At 68.8% G+C, this 18,750-nt stretch carries 19 protein-coding genes and 2 tRNA genes; 11 read left to right on the top strand and 10 right to left on the bottom strand.

The genetic code is table 11. The features are described from left to right. Nucleotides 1-26: 26 nt before the first annotated feature. On the bottom strand, nt 27-998 hold the full coding sequence (gene corA, locus KHC19_RS09585; RefSeq protein ID WP_213352128.1) for a magnesium/cobalt transporter CorA: 972 nt from the start codon (nt 996-998) through the stop codon (nt 27-29). A gap of 184 nt (nt 999-1,182) precedes the next feature. Then, nucleotides 1,183-1,440, bottom strand: a complete 258-nt coding sequence (locus tag KHC19_RS09590; protein WP_213352328.1) for a hypothetical protein — start codon at nt 1,438-1,440, stop codon at nt 1,183-1,185. 295 nt (nt 1,441-1,735) lie between these two features. On the opposite strand from KHC19_RS09590, the gene KHC19_RS09595 reads away from it, so the two are divergent. After that, nucleotides 1,736-2,338: a L,D-transpeptidase gene (locus tag KHC19_RS09595; protein ID WP_213352129.1), complete on the top strand. Its 603-nt coding sequence runs from the start codon at nt 1,736-1,738 to the stop codon at nt 2,336-2,338. A gap of 228 nt (nt 2,339-2,566) precedes the next feature. On the opposite strand, the gene KHC19_RS09600 is transcribed toward KHC19_RS09595, so the two are convergent. After that, complete coding sequence (locus KHC19_RS09600; RefSeq protein ID WP_213352130.1) at nt 2,567-3,949, bottom strand: aminotransferase; 1,383 nt, start codon at nt 3,947-3,949, stop codon at nt 2,567-2,569. Nucleotides 3,950-4,047: 98 nt separating this feature from the next. After that, the gene (locus KHC19_RS26190) at nt 4,048-5,562 is read right to left on the bottom strand and encodes an extensin-like domain-containing protein (protein WP_213352131.1); all 1,515 of its coding nucleotides are present in this window, start codon (nt 5,560-5,562) and stop codon (nt 4,048-4,050) included. Nucleotides 5,563-5,664: 102 nt separating this feature from the next. Between KHC19_RS26190 and KHC19_RS09610 the strand changes: the two genes are divergently transcribed. Together KHC19_RS09610 and KHC19_RS09615 are read left to right on the top strand one after the other, a co-directional pair. Next, nucleotides 5,665-6,372, top strand: a complete 708-nt coding sequence (locus KHC19_RS09610; protein WP_213352132.1) for an HAD family hydrolase — start codon at nt 5,665-5,667, stop codon at nt 6,370-6,372. Nucleotides 6,373-6,379: 7 nt separating this feature from the next. Continuing rightward, entirely contained in the window at nt 6,380-7,165 is a 786-nt protein-coding gene (locus KHC19_RS09615) for a DUF1499 domain-containing protein (RefSeq protein WP_213352133.1), read from the top strand. A gap of 6 nt (nt 7,166-7,171) precedes the next feature. Here the strand turns inward: KHC19_RS09615 and KHC19_RS09620 are convergent, their stop codons facing one another. Further along, nucleotides 7,172-8,083, bottom strand: a complete 912-nt coding sequence (locus tag KHC19_RS09620; RefSeq protein WP_213352134.1) for an MBL fold metallo-hydrolase — start codon at nt 8,081-8,083, stop codon at nt 7,172-7,174. Between the two features lie 237 nt (nt 8,084-8,320). On the opposite strand from KHC19_RS09620, the gene KHC19_RS09625 reads away from it, so the two are divergent. Further along, on the top strand, nt 8,321-8,935 hold the full coding sequence (locus KHC19_RS09625) for a carbonic anhydrase (RefSeq protein ID WP_213352135.1): 615 nt from the start codon (nt 8,321-8,323) through the stop codon (nt 8,933-8,935). Between the two features lie 19 nt (nt 8,936-8,954). After that, nucleotides 8,955-9,596: an FkbM family methyltransferase gene (locus KHC19_RS09630; protein WP_213352136.1), complete on the top strand. Its 642-nt coding sequence runs from the start codon at nt 8,955-8,957 to the stop codon at nt 9,594-9,596. A gap of 82 nt (nt 9,597-9,678) precedes the next feature. Here KHC19_RS09630 and KHC19_RS09635 read toward each other — a convergent pair whose 3' ends face one another. Then, nucleotides 9,679-9,855, bottom strand: coding sequence for a hypothetical protein (locus KHC19_RS09635; protein ID WP_213352137.1), 177 nt, complete (start codon nt 9,853-9,855; stop codon nt 9,679-9,681). 290 nt (nt 9,856-10,145) lie between these two features. Here KHC19_RS09635 and KHC19_RS09640 point away from each other — a divergent pair, with 290 nt between their 5' ends. Continuing rightward, complete coding sequence (locus KHC19_RS09640) at nt 10,146-11,114, top strand: hypothetical protein (protein WP_213352138.1); 969 nt, start codon at nt 10,146-10,148, stop codon at nt 11,112-11,114. Between the two features lie 404 nt (nt 11,115-11,518). On the opposite strand, the gene KHC19_RS09645 is transcribed toward KHC19_RS09640, so the two are convergent. Beyond that, nucleotides 11,519-11,595 (bottom strand) — tRNA-Pro (locus tag KHC19_RS09645). 188 nt (nt 11,596-11,783) lie between these two features. Here KHC19_RS09645 and KHC19_RS09650 point away from each other — a divergent pair. Then, nucleotides 11,784-11,858: transfer RNA gene (locus tag KHC19_RS09650), tRNA-Gln, on the top strand. A gap of 114 nt (nt 11,859-11,972) precedes the next feature. On the opposite strand, the gene KHC19_RS09655 is transcribed toward KHC19_RS09650, so the two are convergent. Next, complete coding sequence (locus tag KHC19_RS09655) at nt 11,973-12,227, bottom strand: hypothetical protein (protein ID WP_213352139.1); 255 nt, start codon at nt 12,225-12,227, stop codon at nt 11,973-11,975. Between the two features lie 367 nt (nt 12,228-12,594). Between KHC19_RS09655 and KHC19_RS09660 the strand changes: the two genes are divergently transcribed. Next, a complete protein-coding gene (locus tag KHC19_RS09660; RefSeq protein ID WP_213352140.1) occupies nt 12,595-13,824 on the top strand; it encodes a Hint domain-containing protein in 1,230 nt (409 codons plus the stop codon). 366 nt (nt 13,825-14,190) lie between these two features. Then, the gene (locus KHC19_RS09665; RefSeq protein WP_213352141.1) at nt 14,191-15,426 is read left to right on the top strand and encodes an MFS transporter; all 1,236 of its coding nucleotides are present in this window, start codon (nt 14,191-14,193) and stop codon (nt 15,424-15,426) included. A gap of 150 nt (nt 15,427-15,576) precedes the next feature. Here KHC19_RS09665 and KHC19_RS09670 read toward each other — a convergent pair whose 3' ends face one another. Then, the gene (locus tag KHC19_RS09670; RefSeq protein ID WP_213352142.1) at nt 15,577-15,726 is read right to left on the bottom strand and encodes a hypothetical protein; all 150 of its coding nucleotides are present in this window, start codon (nt 15,724-15,726) and stop codon (nt 15,577-15,579) included. A gap of 282 nt (nt 15,727-16,008) precedes the next feature. On the opposite strand from KHC19_RS09670, the gene KHC19_RS09675 reads away from it, so the two are divergent. Then, nucleotides 16,009-16,374, top strand: coding sequence for a DUF488 domain-containing protein (locus KHC19_RS09675; protein WP_213352143.1), 366 nt, complete (start codon nt 16,009-16,011; stop codon nt 16,372-16,374). Nucleotides 16,375-16,437: 63 nt separating this feature from the next. On the opposite strand, the gene KHC19_RS09680 is transcribed toward KHC19_RS09675, so the two are convergent. Next, nucleotides 16,438-17,790, bottom strand: a complete 1,353-nt coding sequence (locus tag KHC19_RS09680) for an HdeD family acid-resistance protein (protein ID WP_213352144.1) — start codon at nt 17,788-17,790, stop codon at nt 16,438-16,440. A gap of 211 nt (nt 17,791-18,001) precedes the next feature. Between KHC19_RS09680 and KHC19_RS09685 the strand changes: the two genes are divergently transcribed. Beyond that, nucleotides 18,002-18,739: an aspartate/glutamate racemase family protein gene (locus KHC19_RS09685; protein ID WP_213352309.1), complete on the top strand. Its 738-nt coding sequence runs from the start codon at nt 18,002-18,004 to the stop codon at nt 18,737-18,739. Nucleotides 18,740-18,750: the final 11 nt, after the last annotated feature.

Raw genomic sequence — 18,750 nt, forward strand, 5'->3', positions numbered from 1 at the left:
GGCTCTGGCCCCGCGACCGCCGCGCGCTAGAGCCAGCGCTTCCACTTGAAGAACAGGTAGGGGACGATGGCGGCGGCGAGCATGGCGAGCAGGGCGATCGGATAGCCCCAGTGATCGGCGAGCTCCGGCATGTACTGGAAGTTCATGCCGTAGATCGAGGCGATCAGCGTCGGCGGCATGAACACCACCGACAGCACCGCGAAGATCTTGATGATGTTGTTCTGCTCGATCGACACCATGCCGAGCGTGGCGTCGAGTAGGAAGGTGATCTTGTCGCTGAGATAGGAGACGTGGTTGGTCAGCGAGGAAATGTCGCGCTGCAGGCTCTTCAGCGTCGCGCGCTGTTCCTTGCCCGGCTTGCGCGTCTCGCTCTCGGCGACGAGGAAGGTGACGATGCGCGCCATGGAGACCAGGCTCTCGCGCGCCTTGGAGGCGAGGTCGCCCTTGCGGCCGATCTGCCGCAGGATCGCCCGGTAGCGCTGGCTGTCCCGGCCATTGTCGCGCTCGAAGATCCGGCGCGAGATCAGGTCGATGTCCGACGCCACCCGCTCGACGGTGTCGGCGCTGCGGTCGACGATGGCGTCGAGCAGCGACATGAAGATCTGGTCGCCGCGCAGGCCGCCCGGGCAGCCGCGTTCCAGCTGGGCGACGACCAGGCTGAACGCCTTGAACTCGCCGTAGCGCACGGTCAGCAGCCGGCCGTTGAACAGGATGAAGGTGACCTCGGACAGGGAAGGCCGCTCGCCCTCGCTGCCCAGCACCAGCGAGCCGGTCATGTATTGCGCCTCGTTCTCCACCCGGAGACGGCTCGAGGGCTCGATTTCCGCCATCTCCTCATGGGTGGGGATGGGGATGCCGAGGATGCCCTCGACGAATCGGTCCTCCGCCGGCGCCGGATCGATGAGATCGATCCAGGTCGCATCGGCCGGCATGTCGCCACCGACCGGCACCTCGACGCGCCGGAGCGCACCCTCGCGCAGGCAATAGGCATGAATCATGGCGTCTCCCGGCGCTCGGCCCTCATATCGCCCGCTGGTCGCAGACTAGCGCCCCCCGGCCGGCGGCGCCAACCGCCGGCACGACGAGGCGCCGCGTGACCCGGCGGGTCGCGTTCGGCATCGCTGCGAAGGGAAAGGGAGGGGCGGCGGGGTCCGGGCGTCCGCGGGCGGACGGGCGGAACGATCAGGCCGCGAAGAACTCGATGTCCCGTAGGGTAACGATCTTCGGCGCCGGCGGCTCGCTCCGGGTCGTGTCGGCTCCGGCTGCCTGGTTTCCGGTCACGCCGGTCCCGGAGGCGGCGAGCGGGGGCAGGGGGGCGGACGCGTAGCGCGCCGCGGCGGCAACGGCAGAAATTCCGATTTCGCGCCAATGGGCGCTCTGCTGCGAGCGCTCCCAGCGCCCACGACCGGGTTCGACTTCCCGGTTGTCCTCGGCCGACATGGTATCCTCCTATGCATCGCCCACGATGGGTTCGACTGCCAACGAATTAGGCGACGACTGCGACATAATTGAGCAGATTGCGGCATGGTGGTAGGGCTGCACGCAAATTGTCGCGGTTTTGGTTAACTATTTGAACCGTTGCAAGCTGGGTGATGCTTTTGCGCAACAGGGGCGCAGGACCGACATGCGGCAGCCGCATGGCCTCTTCAAGGCGAAGCCAAGTTCGGCTATCCCGAATACAGAACGCGGCGCGTAATGCGTGCCGCTGCGGCAAGTGATTCTGGAGAACTCGAAAATGAAACTGCGGGGGATGGGCTTGGTGCTCATCGCGCTTAGCTTGGGTGCTTGCAGTAATTCTGTGAAGGCGCCGGCGCCGGAAGCTTCCCTGACGCCCCGCGACAAGCAATTGCTGGCGAAGGCGCCCTATCAGAAGGTGCTTCCGCCGGACATGTACCAGCGGCATATCGTCGACTATTCCGGCGGCCAGAAGCCCGGCACTGTCGTCGTCGATACCGACAAGAAATTTCTCTATCTGGTCGAGAATGACGGCAAGGCGATACGCTACGGCGTGACCGTCGGCGAAGAAGGCCTGGCCTTCAAGGGCGAGGCCAAGGTGGGTCGCAAGGCCGAATGGCCGACCTGGACGCCGACCGCCGAGATCAAGGAGCGAATCGCCGGCGTGCCGAACTTCGTCGGTCCCGGCCCGCACAACCCGATGGGTGCGCGCGCGCTCTATCTCTACCAGGGCAACAAGGACACGCTGTTCCGTATCCACGGCACCAACCAGCCGGAATATATCGGGCAGGCGATCTCCTCCGGCTGCATCCGCATGCTGAACGAGGACGTGATCGACCTCTATACCCGCGTTCCGCAGGGCGCCGACGTCGTCGTGCTCTGAGGCGCGGCCGCCACGGCAGAATTGAAGAAGGGCGCGGCTTCGGCGGCGCCCTTTTTGTTTGTCCGGCGCCGGGTGGGGTGCCGGGCTCGCGTCGCGCGCCTCAGGACGAGATCGTTCTGTTGGGCGCATGCAGAGCCGTGGCCCTGCGGCCCGGCCGGCGCAAATGGAAATCCCCGGGCGCGGGCCCGGGGATGATGCCGTCTTCCCGAGGGGGACGAAGCCGCCGGCTCAGGCCGCCAGATGCCGCTCGCGCACCGCCCAGTCGAGCGTGCGGTCGAGGGCGCGGGTCAGGCGATCGAACAATTCGTCGATCTCCGCCGGCGAGATGACCAGCGGCGGGCAGATGGTCACCGCGTCGCCGAACACGCTGCGCACGATCAGCCCTTCCTCCTGCGCGAAGGCGACGCATTTCGCGGCCATGCCGAGCTTGGGGTCGAACTGCGCCTTGGTCTTCTTGTCGGCGACCAGCTCGATGCCGGCCACCAGCCCCTTGCCGCGGGCCTCGCCGACCAGCGGATGGTCCTCCAGCGCGGCGCGGCGGGCGTCGAATTGCGGGATCTTGGCCCGCACCCGCTCGAAGACGTTCTCGCGGTCGTAGATCTCCAGCGTCTTCAGCGCCACCGCGGCGGCGACCGGATGGCCGGAATAGGTGAAGCCGTGGCCGAAGGAGCCGAGCTTGCGGCTTTCCTCCAGCAGCGCCTGGTACATCGCCTCGGGAATCATCACCGCGCCGATCGGCTGGTAGGCCGAGGACAGCGCCTTGGCGACCGAGATCGAATCCGGCTTCATCTCCATCGCTTCCGAGCCGAAGGCGGTGCCGAGCCGGCCGAAGCCGGTGATCACCTCGTCGGCGATGAAGAAGACGTCGTACTTCTCCAGCACCGCCTTGATCTTCGGGTAATAGGTCCGCGGCGGCACGATGACGCCGCCGGCGCCCATCACCGGCTCGGCGATGAAGGCGGCGACCGTGTCGGGCCCCTCGGCGAGAATCAGCGCCTCGAGATCGGCGGCGAGCCGGGTGGCGAAGGCCTCCTCGCTCTCGCCCGGCAAGGCGAGGCGGTAATGGTGCGGGCTGGTGGTGTGGCGCACACCGGCGATCGGCAGGTCGAAATCATTGTGGTTGCCGGCGAGGCCGGTGAGCGAGGCCGAGGCGATGGTGACGCCGTGATAGGCGCGCACCCGCGAGATGATCTTCTTCTTGTTCGGCCGGCCGAGCGCATTGTTCATGTACCAGACGAGCTTCATCTGGGTGTCGTTGGCTTCCGAGCCCGAGGAGGTGAAGAACACCTTGGAGATCGGCACCGGCGCCATCTCCTTCAGCTTCTCGGCGAGCTCGATGGCCGGGTCGTGGCTCTTGCCGCCGAAGATGTGGGTGAAGGGCAGCTTGCGCATCTGCGTCGCCGCCGCCTCGACCAGCTCCTCGTTGCCGTAGCCGAGCGCGGTGCACCACAGGCCGGCCATGCCTTCGAGATAGGGCTTGCCGTCGACGTCATGCACCCACACTCCCTGGCCGCGTTCCAGGATCAGCGGGCCGGTGTCGCGCAGGGTGGCGAGATTGGTATAGGGGTGAACCAGCGTCTCGACGTCGCGAGCCTGAAGATTGGTCAGCATGGAAGCGCTCTCCCGGGGCGGAAAATCGGGGCCACCCTAATGCGGCCGGCCCCGGCCCGGAAGCGCGCCCTTGGTCGGAGCCCGGCGGTTCCCCAGGGTCATTTGCGCGAGCCCGGCGCGGACCGGCCCGCCGCTCCGGCCTCCGAGGCCTCCGGGGCCTCCGGGGCGGCGTCGGGGGCGTCGGCCTCCGGTTCTCCGGCGCCGTCCTTCGCCGGCTCGGCCGTTTGCGCGGGGGAGGGAGCGGCGGCGCCTTTCGCCCCGGCGGTGCCGGCTCCGCGCGCGGCGGGCGCCGGCGAGGGCGCCGCTGTTCCCGCCCTGGCGCCGGGCGGGCGGGTGCCGGTCGCCCAGCGGCACAGCACCATGTTGCTGCGCCGCACGGCGCGGTCCACATGCAGGTGCAGTTCGTGATAGCCGTCCGAGCCGGGGCCGAGGATGGTGGTGAAATCGGCGCAGGCGCTGGCCTTCAGCCGCTCCTGGAACGCCAGCGGCATCGCCTGCTCGCCGGTGCCGCCGACGAGGACGCTGCGCCCGTCCATCAGCGTGTAGCCGCGGGTGTCCATGGCGTTGCCCTGGCCGTGCTCGCTGATCTTCGCGCCCCTGACCCGGTTGCGCGGCCGGCAGGAATAGGAATCGGCGACCTGGATCGTCGCCAGCGGGCTGCCAAGCGTCTCGACGGCGGGGGCCACCCCCTCGCGCACCCAGCGCGCCACCGCCGCCGCCATGTCGCAGCGCAGGGTCGCGGCCGGCTCCAGCGGCACCAGGCGCCCGTCCTTCAGTTTGACGCCGGTGAGGCTGACCGGGCGCTCGATGCGGCAGGCCGGCGACATCTTCACGGCGGCGGCGGTGAAGGTGCCGATCTCGCCGACGCTCAGTTCCGGGCAGCCGGCGAGAGGGCCGGGCGGCGGGGTCAGCGGGGCATCCACCGGCGCATCGCCGGGCGGAAGCATGGCGGTTTGCGTTGATGGCCGCGCCGGCGGCAGCGGCACGCCGGTGGCCTCGGCGGCGGGCTCGTCGGCGGCCTCATCGGCGGCAGCGGCGTTCGACGCCGTGGAGGGGGGCGGCGCGTCCTCGCCCGGAGCGGCGAGCGCCGCCAGCCGCGGCCTCGGCGGCGGCAACGGAACCGGGCCGGCGGCGGTTCGCGCCGTCGTCCCGAGGGCGACGGCCGCCGCGGTGGCGCGATCCGGGCGCAGGGGCGGCAGCGGGATGCCGGGCGCCTCGGCGAAGGCCGGCTCCTCCTCGACAGGCGCCACCGGGCCTGCCGGCTGGGCCGGGCGGGCCGTGAACGGCGGCGGGGTCGAGGTCCGGGCCGCCGGCCGGGCGGCGGCGGCGGCGGCCATTTCCGGGGATGGCGTCGCCGGACCGGCGGCATCGAGATCCGCCGGGCGCGGGGGTGGAAGCGGCACCGACCGGGCGGGGGAGGGATCGGCCGCGCGGGCGCGGGCGCGGGCGGCGGCGGCTTTCGGCCGGGTCTTGCGCGCCGGAGCGGGCGCGCCGAGCCATTGCTCGATCTGCCGGCTGGCGGCGGTGCCGGCGCGGTCTATGTCCGATTTCAGCTGCTGGGCCCGGGCGGGCGGCGGATTCGCCATCAGCGCAAGCGCGAGGCCGATGATCATGCCCGACCGGGCAGCCCACCGGCGCCGGCCGGTTGGGAGGCGCCTCCAATTCATGCTATTCGGTGCTCCCTCGCCCCGCGACCTGCCGGAGGTCTACACCAAGTGAACGCCGTTCGCGCCATTCTGTTCGACAAGGACGGCACGCTGATCGATTTCGATCGCACCTGGGGACCGGCGGCCGGCGGGGTGATGGCCCGGCTCGCCGGCGGCGACGCGGCGGTGCTGTCGCGCCTGCACGAGGTGAGCCACTACCTCGCCGACCATGAGCGCTTCCTGCAGACCTCGCCGCTGATCGCCGGCTCCTCGCGCCAGTATGGGCCGCTCTGGGCGCAGGTGCTCGACCGTCCCGCCGACGAGGCGCTCTTCGTCGAGATCGACGAATTGTTCATCGAGGAAGGCCAGGCGCATCTGGCGCCGCTCGGCCACCCGCGCGAGGCGCTGGCCCGGCTCGCGCGGCTCGGCCTGCCGCTCGGCATCGCCACCAATGACAGCGAGCGCAATGCCCGCATCCAGGCGGACATTCTCGGCCTCACCGAGCTGCTGGCGGCGATCTACGGCCATGATTCCGGCTTCGGCTCCAAGCCGCTGCCGGGCATGGTGCGCGCTTTCGCCGAACGCGCCGGCGTGCCGGTCTCGGCGGTCGCGCTGGTGGGCGATACCCATCACGACCTCCTGACCGCCAAGGCGGCGGGCGCGGTCTCGGTGCTGGTGCGCAGCGGCCCGGGGCCGATCGACGCCTTCGCCGGCGAGGCGGATCTCGTCGTCGACGATGTCGAGGCGCTCGCCGAACTGTTCCTCGAGCCGGCGTGAGGGCGCGATGATCCGGCGGCGGCTCTATGTCGAGGAGCGCATGTCGCGGCTGGCGGTGTGGAGCCTGCGCCTCGCCGTCTTCGCCCTGCCGGTCACGCTCATCGGCATCGCCTGCTATGCCACCGAGGTCTTCGATCTGGAAAGCGCGCTCTACACCGTGCTCGCCGGCGTGGCGCTGGCGGGGCTGGCGCTGCTGGTGGCGCTCGCGGCCTTCGTGGTGATCTGGAACGAGGGGCTGCGCGGCCTCGGCCGGGTGATCGGCGCCGGGGCGCTGGCGCTGGCGCTGATCGCGCCCACGGCCGGCCTCGCCGCCTTCGGCGCCCGGCTGCCGGTGCTGCACGAGGTGAGCACCGACATGGAGGATCCGCCTGCCTTCGTGACGCTGGCCATGGCGCGCTCGCGCGCCGCCAACCCGCTCGACGGGCCGGACGAGGCGGCGGCGAGCGTGCAGGCCGACGCCTATCCGGCGATCCGGCCGATCGACTTCGAATCGACGCCGGACGACGTGTTCGGCGATCTCATGGCGCTGGTGGCGCGGCGCAAATGGACGGTGATCGACGTAGTGCCGCCGCGCGGCGGCCAGCGCGACGGGCGCATCGAGGCGGTGACGCGCGGGCTGCCGCTGGGCCTGCGCGAGGACATCGTGATCCGGGTGCGGCGCACGGCGGAGGGCACCCGGGTCGACATGCGCTCGGTGACGCGCAACGCGGCGCGCGATTTCGGCTCCAATGCGCGGCGCGTCGACGATTTGTTCGCCGAACTCGCCGAGCGGCAGGGCAAAAGGCGGCGCTGAGCGGCCTCAGGCGCGGCCGTAGCGCCCCTTGAGCGTCGGGGGACCGTCGGTCTCCACCTCGCCGCGGGCGACGAGGTCCTCCAGATGCGCCAGCGTCGACAGGCCGGCGGCGCCGGCGAGCCGCGGGTCGAGCCCGATATAGATCATCCGCACGATATCCGGGATGAGCGCCGGCCCGCGCGCCAGCGCCCGCAGGATCGCGGTCTCGCGGGCCTCGCGGTGGCGCAGATAGCGCGCGACGAAGGCGGGCCCCTGCCGCACCGGGCCGCCATGGCCGGGCAGATAGAGCGCCTCGGGACGTTCGCCGAGGCGGCGCAGCGAGGCCATGTAGTCGCCCATCGAGCCGTCCGGCGGCGCGACGATGGAGGTGGACCAGGCCATGACGTGATCGCCGACGAAGACGAGGCCGGCATCGTCCAGCACGAAGGCCATGTGGTTGGCGGTATGGCCGGGCGTGGCGAGCGCGGTGAGGGAGAAGCCGTCGCCGGCGAGACGCTCGCCGTCGGCCACGCGCAGATCGGGCACCGCCTCGCGGTCGCCGGCGGCGTCGAGGACGTTCTCCTCGCCTTCATGCAGCGGCCGGGCCGGGCGGTGCGGGCCTTCGGCGACGACCGGCGCGCCGGTGGCGGCCTTCAGCGCGGCGAGGGCGCCGGTATGGTCGCGATGGGTGTGGGTGAGCAGGATGTGGCTGACCCGCCGGCCGCCGACCGCCGCCAGCACCGCGGCGACATGGCGGGCGTCGTCGGGCCCCGGATCGAGGATCGCCACCTCGCCGGTGCCGATCAGATAGGTGCAGGTACCGGTGAAGGTGAAGGGGCCGGGATTGGGAGCCAGCACCCGCACCACGCCGGGCGCCACCTCCTCCGCCACGCCGGGCACGGCGGCGAAGTCGCGATCGAAGGGAATGTCGTCGGCCATGTCGGTCGGTTTCCGTGGTCGTGGCCCGCCCGCCATCCGGGGCCGGTACCTCGCACCTAGCCCAGCCGGCGGCGGGCGTCGAGTGCGGTCATGTCTGCCGCGGGAACGGATATTGCCTTCCGTCAGGAGAGATCAGGCATTAGTCATTGCGCCGCCGCTTGTCAGGGATGGCCGGGTGACGGCATTTTCGCCGTGCGGCGGCCGGCCGGGTGGCGGGCCGCGAGGGAAGGACCTTTTATGGACGATCTGCTGGAAGGCTATCGGCGCTTTCGCGTCACCTCGTGGCCGGAGCGCAAGGCGTTGTTCGAGAAGCTCGCCTCGCGCGGGCAGAGCCCGCAGACGCTGGTGATCGCCTGTTCCGACAGCCGCGTCGACCCGACCATGATCTTCGACGTCGGCCCGGGCGAATTGTTCGTGGTGCGCAACGTCGCCAATCTGGTGCCGGCCTATTCGACGCCCGACCACGCGCATCACGGCACCAGCGCCGCCATCGAGTTCGCGGTGAAGGTGCTGGAGGTGAAGCAGATCGTCGTGCTCGGCCATGCGCTGTGCGGCGGCGCGCGGGCGCTGCTCGACGGCGCCCCGGAAGCGGCGCAGGACTTCCTGCCCGACTGGATCCGCATCGCCGCCCCGGCGAGCGAGGTGGCGCGGCATCTGACGGACGACGAGGCCGAGCAGCGGCGGCTGGTCGAATATGGCTGCGTGCGGCTGTCGCTGAACAATCTCGAGAGCTTCCCGTGGATCCGGGAGCGCATCGACGACGGCCGGCTGTCGCTGCACGGCTTCTATTTCGCCGTCGCGACCGGGGTGCTGGAACGGCTGCGGCCGGACGGCACCTTTGGCCCGGCGTGAGGGGCCGGAGCGCGAGGGCATGTTGGAAGAGCTCGATTTCGAAGAACTCGACGGCGTGAAGCTGATCGTCCGCGAGGACAACGTTCTCGCCGCGCAGAAGAAGCGGAGCAAGGGGTTCGAGCCGATCTCCCGGCGCCTGTGGGCCGAACTGGCCGGCAAGGGCGGCACGGTGGTCGATGCCGGCGCCTATTCCGGCTTCTACTCGATCCTGGCGGCGCGCTCGGGAGCCGACCGGGTGCACGCCTTCGAGGCCAGCCCGCTCATCGTTCCGCGCCTGCTCGCCAATCTCGCGCTCAACGACATCGGCACGGTGCGGGTGCATCCCCATGCGCTCTCCCGCGTCTCCGGGCAGCGCATCGCCATTCGCGGCAAGGACGGGCTGAGCTCGGCGGGGAGCATCGTCGGCGACGGAGCGGTGATCGGCAGCGCCAGCACCCTGGCCCTGGACGATGTCGGGCTCGCCGAGCTGTCGGTGATCAAGATCGACGTCGAGCGGGCCGAATACGACCTGCTGCAGGGCGGCGCGGCGACGATCCGTCGCTTCCGGCCGCATATCCTCATCGAGCTGCTCGACGAGATCGACGCGGTGGACGGGCTGCTGCGCGGCTGGGGCTATACCGGCGAGAAGACCGACAGCAGCATGTACCACTACCACGTCTGAGCCGGGCCGGCGGGACGCCCGAAAAGGCACGGAGCGGCGGATGGCCGCCCTCTCCGGCGCCGCAAGCCGCGCGCCTGCGCGGTCAGTCCTTCCGAAGGTCTTCCATCATGGCCTCGATGGCCCCGATGGTGACTTCGATGTCGGCGATCTTGCGCAGCGCGTTGTCGGACGGGAGCGTCCCGGCCTCGGCGGCGGCCTTGATCAATTCGCGCTGGGCGGCGAGCAGCCGGGTGCGGAGGGCGGTGAGCTTTTCAATCATGCTGTCGGACTAGCGCAATGGCCGCCCGGGTTCAATCACCAACCTGCCGGGGCCGGCATCTTCCGTTGTCATGGGCGATCGCGCCGTCGATCCGGCATGGATACGCCGGAGATGCCGGGCCGGGCCGTATCGGGATCCGGCAACTTATTCGTGTATAGACTTTCGTTCCCGATGATCTCGCGCCGCCCGGCGACGAAATGGCGCCGCCGATCTGGCAGGCGGGCTTCCCGATCTGCTAGAGTGACGCCATTCCCCTTCGTCATTTTCATGCAGCCGATTGGAAGCACCCCATGAAGCAGATCATTGGTCTTGGTGACAGTCATCTACAATATTTCAGCTTTGCCGCCACCAACGGACTGCTCTCGCCCTATCAGTTCCATGCCTGCCGGGTGCCCGGCGCCACCGCCGCCGGCCTCATGAACGAGAAGTCGGCGACGGATGCGCGCGGGTCTTTCCTCAATTTCCTCAAGGAATACGACAAGACATCCCTCGTCCTGCTGCATCTCGGCGAGGTGGATTGCGGCATCCTGGTCTGGCTGCGGGCGCAGAAGAACGGAACCTCCCTCGAGCATGAGGTGTCGCGGTCGATCGAGAGCTACATGCGGTTCGTGGACGAACTGGTCGCCGGCGGCCGCAAGAACGTCGCCATCACCTCCGCGACCTTGCCGACGATCAACGACCATGACCATAGTGGCGACATCATCTCCATCCGGCGGCAGGCGGTCTCGGCGACCCAGAAGCAGCGGACCGAGGTGACCCACCTGTTCAACGCGCAACTTGCGCGCGAGGCGGCGGCGCGCGGCCTGACCTTCATCGATGCGCAGGCGGAGGTGGTCGACCGCGCGACCGGCATGGTGAGCACGCGCTTCCGCAATCGCAACGCCGCCGACCACCATATGGACAATGTCCAGGCGGGGGTGATGTGGGCGTCGCTGCTGAACAGGAAGCTGCGCTTTCCCCGCCAGGGCGCCGCTTCGCACTTCGTCGCCAAGGAGGACACGCTGCTGAAATCGCTGCCGCTGCGCTCCAGCAAGCTCACCGGCGACCATTACGTCCTGTGCAAGAAGGGCACGGCGATCCGCGGCCGGCTGGTGGGATCGCTGAATGGCTGCGCCATCTTCCGCGAAGTGTCCTCGCCGGACGTCGCCGTCGCCGATCTGCACCGCGTGGCCTACCAGCCCCATTGGGAGCAGGTGACGGCGGCCGGGCGCAAAACGGCGCGGAAGCGTGCCGCCGACGTCGCGCAGGCGAGCGCCTGACGGGGCGGAGCCCGCCGGGGCTTCTCCCGGCATGGCCGGCATCGAGCCGATCCTCCCCTGTCTGTACCCGCTCGCTCTCTCTTTGGAGGGCGGACGGGTTTTTGCGTTGGCACGGACCGTGCCGACGTGCGTTTCGATGCCATGTGCATGCCCGTGGGGCCCGGGCGATGTCGAGGCTGCGGCGCGGCGGCCGCTGGAGCGCCGGTCCCGGCTATCAAGGCGCCGACCCCCACCGCGCGGCACGCCAGGCCGCTGGGGGCAGCCTCGTCTGCGGGTACCGGGAGCCAATCACGGTCGAGGTGCGGCATCATCCGGCTTCCCCGGATGAGGGGCGAAGCTCCGGGCTTCTGTCGGGATGATCGTCGGGGTCGTTCCTGTCGGGAACAGGAAATCAAGATGCCGCTTGGTCGGAGTGGCAGGATTTGAACCTGCGACCCCCTCGTCCCGAACGAGGTGCGCTACCAGGCTGCGCTACACTCCGACGCGGCGGGCGAGCCTCTAGCATGGGGATGCGCCGGCCTGCAAGGGCAGCGTCGCACTTCTTCACACAGCCTGTTGATGACGCCGGGACGTCCGGTCGCCAATCTCGCGCATGACGGTTGAAAGCGACGCGCTCCTGTGGCTATGTCCGCGCCCGCATGATCCGCGTCGCCGGAAGATGCGGAGCGTTGGGGCGTCGCCAAGCGGTAAGGCAGGGGATTTTGATTCCCCCATGCGGAGGTTCGAATCCTCCCGCCCCAGCCAACCTTCTTATCTCTCTGATTCCCACGAGATAATTCGGAATTTCACTCGCCGGACACCCCCCGCGGATACGCCCGTATCGGGCGTTCGATGCGCCTTGCGGGGGAAGGCCGGGCGTCAGTTGCCCTGCTCGGCGGCCTTCCTGGCGAACAGGAAGCCTCCCAAGCCGCCCATGAGGCCGCCATTCACGTAGATGACGAGGAGCGGCGCGAAATCTTCGAAATAGCCGAACCGAACGGCGGCAGCAGAGGCGAGGACCGTCAATGCACCGATAAGCAGCGCCGCAGGCACCAGCCTTCTGATCGTGAAGGCTATCAGCCCGGAAGCGCAGAGTATGAGGAAGCCAGAGATCAACGCGAAGGGGTCTATCATTCAATGTCCCTTGGGGAAGGTGCCGGCGGCATAGGTCGTTCGCAGCGGATCGGGGATGTTCAGCCCGGCAATATCTACGAGGGGACTGTTGTTCGGCGAGTGGACCATTCAGCGCAGGGGCGATGCGGAGTGCCTGTATCACGCCGGCAGGGATTTCGGAGCGAGAGCGAGGGTGTAGGGCACGTCGCCGTCGAACAAGCGCGTGTCCTCGAAAGAGATGGTGTCAAAAACACCACATATTCGAAGCAAACTGTTGGCACTTCCTTCTGGTTGGTTGCCTCTAGGGCACGCCGATGAATGATGCGTCCCGCGCCAAATCGGGGTGGGACAAGGTGTCTTCCCGTTCCGTCGCGTGGGAGGCACAAGAATGGCTACAATTAACGTCGATCTCAGCGAGTCGGATCAAACCGTAAGCTCGGGTTCGGTGGAGTATGATCCCAATTCCGCAACAACGATCCACATCATAGACATCGGTGGCGACCATACGCTGGTCGTCGATGGTATTGATGCGAACGTTATATTCACGCGCCTTGGTATAAGCGTTCTGGCGCATTCCACCTTTGAGGCGATCAACGGCGCCAACGTCTACATCTCGCAGAATGGATTGAGCCTGGCCGTCGGCAGCAGCCTGCGTTACGAAGTTGGCGATGCTTCCAGCATTTCCGTTCATCCCGGTGATTTCAATTACGAAATCCTGAGCGGCCATTATGTGGACTTCGTGGGCGAGCAGCCCGGAAGCTTCACCTATGATTTCACGTCATCGAGCGCCGAAACGCCCAGCTTCACGGTAACGGGATTCGGCTATGGCGACTCGCTCAACGTTGCGGGACTGAGCTTCGAGAGCTTCACCTATGATGCCGCGACGGGCGATGCGACCCTGATATATGACAATGACGAGATCGGCGGGAGCGTCACCTTCAACATCAAGGACATGGACCCGGCCCTTGCCGAACTGATCGCGGCAGATCCCAGCGCCTATGTCGACCAGTCCAGCGGCGCCTTCGTCGCTCCCCTGTGCTTCCTCGCCGGCACCCATATAGCGACGCCCCAAGGCGAGCGGCTCGTGGAGGACTTCAGGATAGGCGACCTGGTGCTCACCGCCTCCGGCGAGGCCCGGCCCGTTCGCTGGATCGGCCGCCAGGCCGTGATCCGGGTCTTCGCCGACCCGCTGCGTGCCTACCCTGTTCGTATCGCCGCCGGTGCATTGGAGGAGGGCGGGCCGTCTCGCGACCTTTTCCTGTCCCCGGATCATGCGCTGCTGATCGATGGGGTGCTGGTGCAGGCGAGTGCGCTGGTGAACGGCGTGAGCGTCACCCGCGTCGAACGGCCCGAGGAACGCTTCACCTACTACCATCTCGAACTTGAGGACCACGCGCTGGTGCTCGCCGAGGGCGTGCCTGCCGAGACCTTCGTGGACAATGCAACGCGCCGCCGCTTCGACAATTACGCCGAGTTCGAGGGCCTGTACGGGGTCCCCGTCCAGGCCATCGCGGAAATGGACAAGCCGCGCGTGAAGTCGGCGCGGCAGCTTCCTGCGACGATCCGCAGGCGGCTCGAGATGCGGGCGCGTGAGCTCGCAATGGTGGCGGCCGCCTAGAGCCCTCCGGTGAACTCCGGTTCACCGGAAAGGGTCCAGGTTCCTGTTCGGACGCGTTTTCTTCACGTGACCCGGATCCCGCTTTGCTCGAAGACGCTCTAGCTTCCGCCGAGGCACTCCCTGCCGGTCTTGAAGGCCGAGGAGTGCCCTTCTCGCGGCGGGGAACGGGCCGCTCGATCAAGGAGACGTGGAGACCTCCGGCAGGTCGCGGGAAGGACGAGACCAGAGGCGGTGCCTTGATACGGCCCCGGGATTTCCTCGCGCCTGTCATGTCGCAAGATGAACAAAACGACCTTGGGTGTTACGGTTCGCCTGCAGGGCGGGAGGTAGAGCGGAATACCTCAGGAACGCTCGAGGGAGTGGACATTGTACGCACAGGTCGGCGCGCTCATCTTCGCCACCAGCCTTGTTCAGCTGGCGAACGGCTTCTTTACGACCCTCGTCTCGCTTCGCCTGGGCGTGGAGGATTTCAATCCCGCCCTCGAAGGCGTCGTCATGAGCGCCTATTTCGTCGGCTTCACCCTCGGCTCCGTCACCTGCGGCGGCATCATCCAGCGGATCGGCCATATTCGCGGCTACGCGGCCTTCGGCGGCATCGTCATCGGCGCCACGGTGGGCATGAGCCTCATGGTGGATGCGCTCGCTTGGGGGCTGTTGCGCGCGGCCATCGGGTTCGGTTGCGTCGGCCTGTTCGTCGCGACGGAGAGCTGGCTGAATTCCAAGGCCACCCCGGCTTTGCGCGGCAAGGTCTTCTCCACCTACATGGTGGGGACCTTCCTCGCCCTCGCGCTGGGCCAGCTGCTCGTCGGCCGGTTGCCGCTCGAGGGTGCCACGGCTTTCGACATCATCGTGGCGCTGTTCGCGGTGGCGCTCGTCATCGTCAGCATGACGCGGGCCGAGCAGCCCATCGTCACGAAAGAGGTCACGCTGCCTTACGGCGAATTGCTGCGGGCGGCTCCCGTCGCCATTCTCGGGGCGGCGATCGCCGGCATGATCAGCGCCACGTTCTACGCGGTCGTGCCGAGCTGGATGCTGGCAAACAACATCCCGCAGGAGACGATAGGGCTGGTCATGCTGAGCGCGGTGCTGGGCGGGCTCGCCTTTCAGATCCCCGTCGGCTGGCTGTCCGACCGCATGGACCGGCGCATGCTCCTCGGCGGGCTGGCGTTCGGCTTCGCCCTGGCGGCCGTGGTGCTTATTTTCCTGCCGCGCCAGCTGAGCTTCGTCCTGCCGGTCGCGGCGCTTCTGGGCGGCTTCATGTCCACGCTCTATCCCGTCTGCGTTTCGCACGCCATGGACAACATGGCGCAGGAGGGGGCGGTGTCGATCAGCGGGCGGCTCATCCTCATGAGCGGCATCGGGTCCACCGTCGGGCCGCTTACCGGCGCGTGGATCATGGGCGCCCTCAACCTGCGCGGCGTGTTCTATTTCATGGCGGCGGCGGCCACGCTGCTGGGCGTGGTTGCCGTGATGCGGGCGCTGGCGCGGGCCCCGGCACCGAGCGTGGAGGCGCCTTTCACCGTCGTGGCGCCGCAAGCGCTGCATGTCGTGCCGGAGGAGCCCGTCGCCACCGGCGCGCCATCGGATGCGCCCGCCCGCTAGGGTGACGTTCGAGGTGTTCTCGGTGGTGCCTCGATCCGGAGCCCGGGGGCGCGCTTGCCTGAGCGCGGGCCGTTATCCCGCCGTCACGGCGCCTAGCGGCGGGGCGCGAGCGCCAGACTGTGGATCGCTCGGCGTCCGCTGGCGGCGGGGTCAGCCGATCTGTTCGATGACGATGGCGCGGATTTGTTCGCGGGTCAGTCCGCAGGGCTCCGGCTTCCAGTCAGGGCTGGAGCGCCGCGCGTCGGGCGCGGGAGCGGGCGGGGAGACGGGAAGGGGTCGGCGGGTAATCTGAATCTGCATATATCCTCTGTGCCTCCGGCAAATAGCCGGCGGCTGACGCTCGTGCGTCGATTTGAGTGAGGCCCGATGCCTGAGGCAGGGCGTAGCCGCGTGTGCGACGATGATGACCTACCGGGACAATGCGTCCCCAGTATGACACTCCGACATCGCCACATCGGGATACCGAAGGTCCTTCCGCCGCCCGCCCAACCCACCGGGTTCGCCGGGTGGCTGGCGAGAGCGGGTTTGAGCGGCCGGGGCCGGCGGGATAATCTGGCGGCTCTCGCTTGCGGTGCCCCCGTCATGACCAAGGCTGCCCCCGATCTCAGGCTGAAAAGAGCGTACGACCCTATCGGGAGCGACGACGGGGCCCGCATTCTCGTCGACAGATTGTGGCCGCGCGGCATCCGCAAGGAGGCCCTGGCGCTGACCCTCTGGCTGAAGGAGATCGCCCCCACGGCGGCCTTGCGGAGCTGGTTCGGGCACGATCCCGGCCGCTTCGAGGAGTTTTCGCGCCGCTACCGTGCGGAACTGGACGCCAATGCCGCCGCGGTCGCGCGTCTCGAGGCGTTCCTGGAGCAGGGGCGCGTCACATTGCTCTATTCGGCGCGTGACGTCGTGCACAACGACGCGGTGGTGCTGGCGGACTATCTTCGCACGCGCGGCTGACAGCCGCGGCGGTGAATCGGGATGATCCCCGCGATGGCCCGGCCACCGCGGGCGAGCGCGGAATCAGCCCGCCGGCGGCTCGGGAGCCGTCGCCGGCAGCGGGGCGGCCGCGGACCGGCCCGGGCGCAGCCGCTGCAGGAACAGCTTGAAGCGGAAGCTCCAGTCCGTCTGCTGGGCCTCGGTCAGGCGGGCGAGGGTGCGGGCGTAGTCCAGCACCAGGCCAGGGGTCCAGGTCATGGACGAGGCGTGGCTGCGCAGCAGCGCGGCGGTCCACAGATCGGGATTGGCGAGCAGACGCAGCAGCCGCAACCAGGGATACTGGCTGGCGAGCGCCCCCTCCAGCGCGGCATCCAGCGCTTCGGCCACCACGACGGAGCAGTTGCGGTTGGTGAGGTTGTAGGTGTCGTCCTGCCGGTAGCCGGCCCAGAATGCCCGCAGCCGGCGCGGATCGAAATTGCGGAACGCCACATGCTGGTCCGCGGGGCACCATTCGCTGGTTTCGAAGGCGTAGGAAGGCTGGAAGCGGCCCTTGAGGTCGTTCTCCGCCGTGGCGCGCAGCGCGGCGATGAAATCGCCGCTCGACCGGTCGATCTCCTGCGCCGGGTAGTGGCTGATATAGAGGTCCGGCGGCAGTTCCAGCGCGGCATGGCCGGTGGAGATCACCCCGTGCCCGTCCACCGCGGCGATGTAGCGGTCGACCAGCAGCCGCCGTTCCGGCTGATAGGCCGAACCCACCGGCGTCCACACATGCACCGTCATCGGGTGCTCGACGGTGGCGCGGCCGCCGCCGATCAGCACCGGCGCGTTCTGGTACCATCCGCGCCCGGCGAAGATCGGCAGGTTCATGGCCGAGGCTTCGTCCTCCAGCGTCCGCAGCATCAGCCCGAAACGCACCAGCAGCCACCCCCACAGCCCGAGCAGCAGGGCGATGCAGAACGGGATGTTCTTGTCGTGCGACAGCGGCCATTCGGTGACGATCAGCATCGCCAGCAGGAGTTCGACGACACCGCAGGCGGCCAGCAGCCGCCAGCCGGGAAAGCGCACCACCACCGCCGTGGCGATGCGCCCCAGCCCGTCCACGGCGAAGGCGAGGCCGAACAGCCAGGCGATGGCGATCCGGGTGCTGATCGGGAAATCCAGGATCAGGCTGCCGAGCAGGATCAGCGCGGTGGCCTTGAGGAAGCCGAGATGCCGGGAGCCCTCCCGCGGCAGCGCCAGGAACACGTAGAGGGCGAGAAGGCCGTTGAGGACGAAGACGGCGCCCATGGCTTCCTTCGTCACCAGGGTGACGCCGTCCGAGGCGTCGATGGCCAGCAGGCTGGCCAATGCCAGCAGCACCGCGCCGAACACCGGCAAGACGTACCAGCGCGCACGGAAGGCATCGGCGCCGACGAGGAGGAAGGCGATCTTGAGCACGCGCCGGACCTGACAATGAATTCAAGCAATTCTTTCGCCGGAAACTACCGTACCGCCCCGGTGATGAAAAGCGGCTGCGCGTCGGGCCGGCCATCCGTCGCCGGGGCGGCCGATGGGCGGGAAACCGGCGGGCAAGGCCTCCTTGCGTGCTGGCGGAGGCCCCGCCGGCATGAGATGGTCGGCGGCCCATTCCTCACGCTGCGGTCCCGACGTGCGCCTCCATCTCGTCAATCCGAACACCACCCAATCGATGACCGACAAGATCGCCGCCGCCGCCCGGCTGGTTGCGGCGGACGCGACGACCATCCTCGCGGCGACCTCGCGGATGGGGCCGGCCTCCATCGAGGGCTATTACGACGACGCGCTCGCCCTGCCCGGGCTGGTCGATGCGGTGGCGCGGGCCGAGGACGAGGCGGTGGACGGTCATATCGTCGCCTGCTTCGACGACACCGGCGTCGATGCGGCGCGTGCGCTCGCCCGGGCGCCGGTGATCGGCATCGGCGAGGCGGGCTTCCACATGGCGAGCCTGATCGCCCATCGCTTCAGCGTGGTGACGACGCTGTCGCGCTCGGTGCCGGTGATCGAGGCCAATCTCGACCGCTACGGGCTGGCGCGGCGCTGCGCGCGGGTGCGCGCCTCCGACGTCGCGGTGCTGGAGCTGGAGGATCCCGCTTCCGATGCCCGCGCCCGCATCTCGGCGGAGATCGGCCGGGCCGTGCGCGAGGACCATGCGGAGGCGGTGGTGCTGGGCTGCGCCGGCATGGCCGATCTCGCCCGCGCGCTCGGGCAGGAGCACGGCGTGCCGGTGATCGACGGCGTCGCCTGCGCGGTGGCGCTGATGGAAGGGCTGGTCCGCGTCGGGCTCGCCACCTCCAAGGCCGGCGCCTATGCGCCGCCACGGGCCAAGCCTTATGCCGGCCTGCTTGCCGGCTTCGCGCCGCAGGGTTGAAGGCGGCCTTC

The organism is Ancylobacter oerskovii (genome assembly GCF_018390555.1).
GTDB lineage: Bacteria > Pseudomonadota > Alphaproteobacteria > Rhizobiales > Xanthobacteraceae > Ancylobacter > Ancylobacter oerskovii.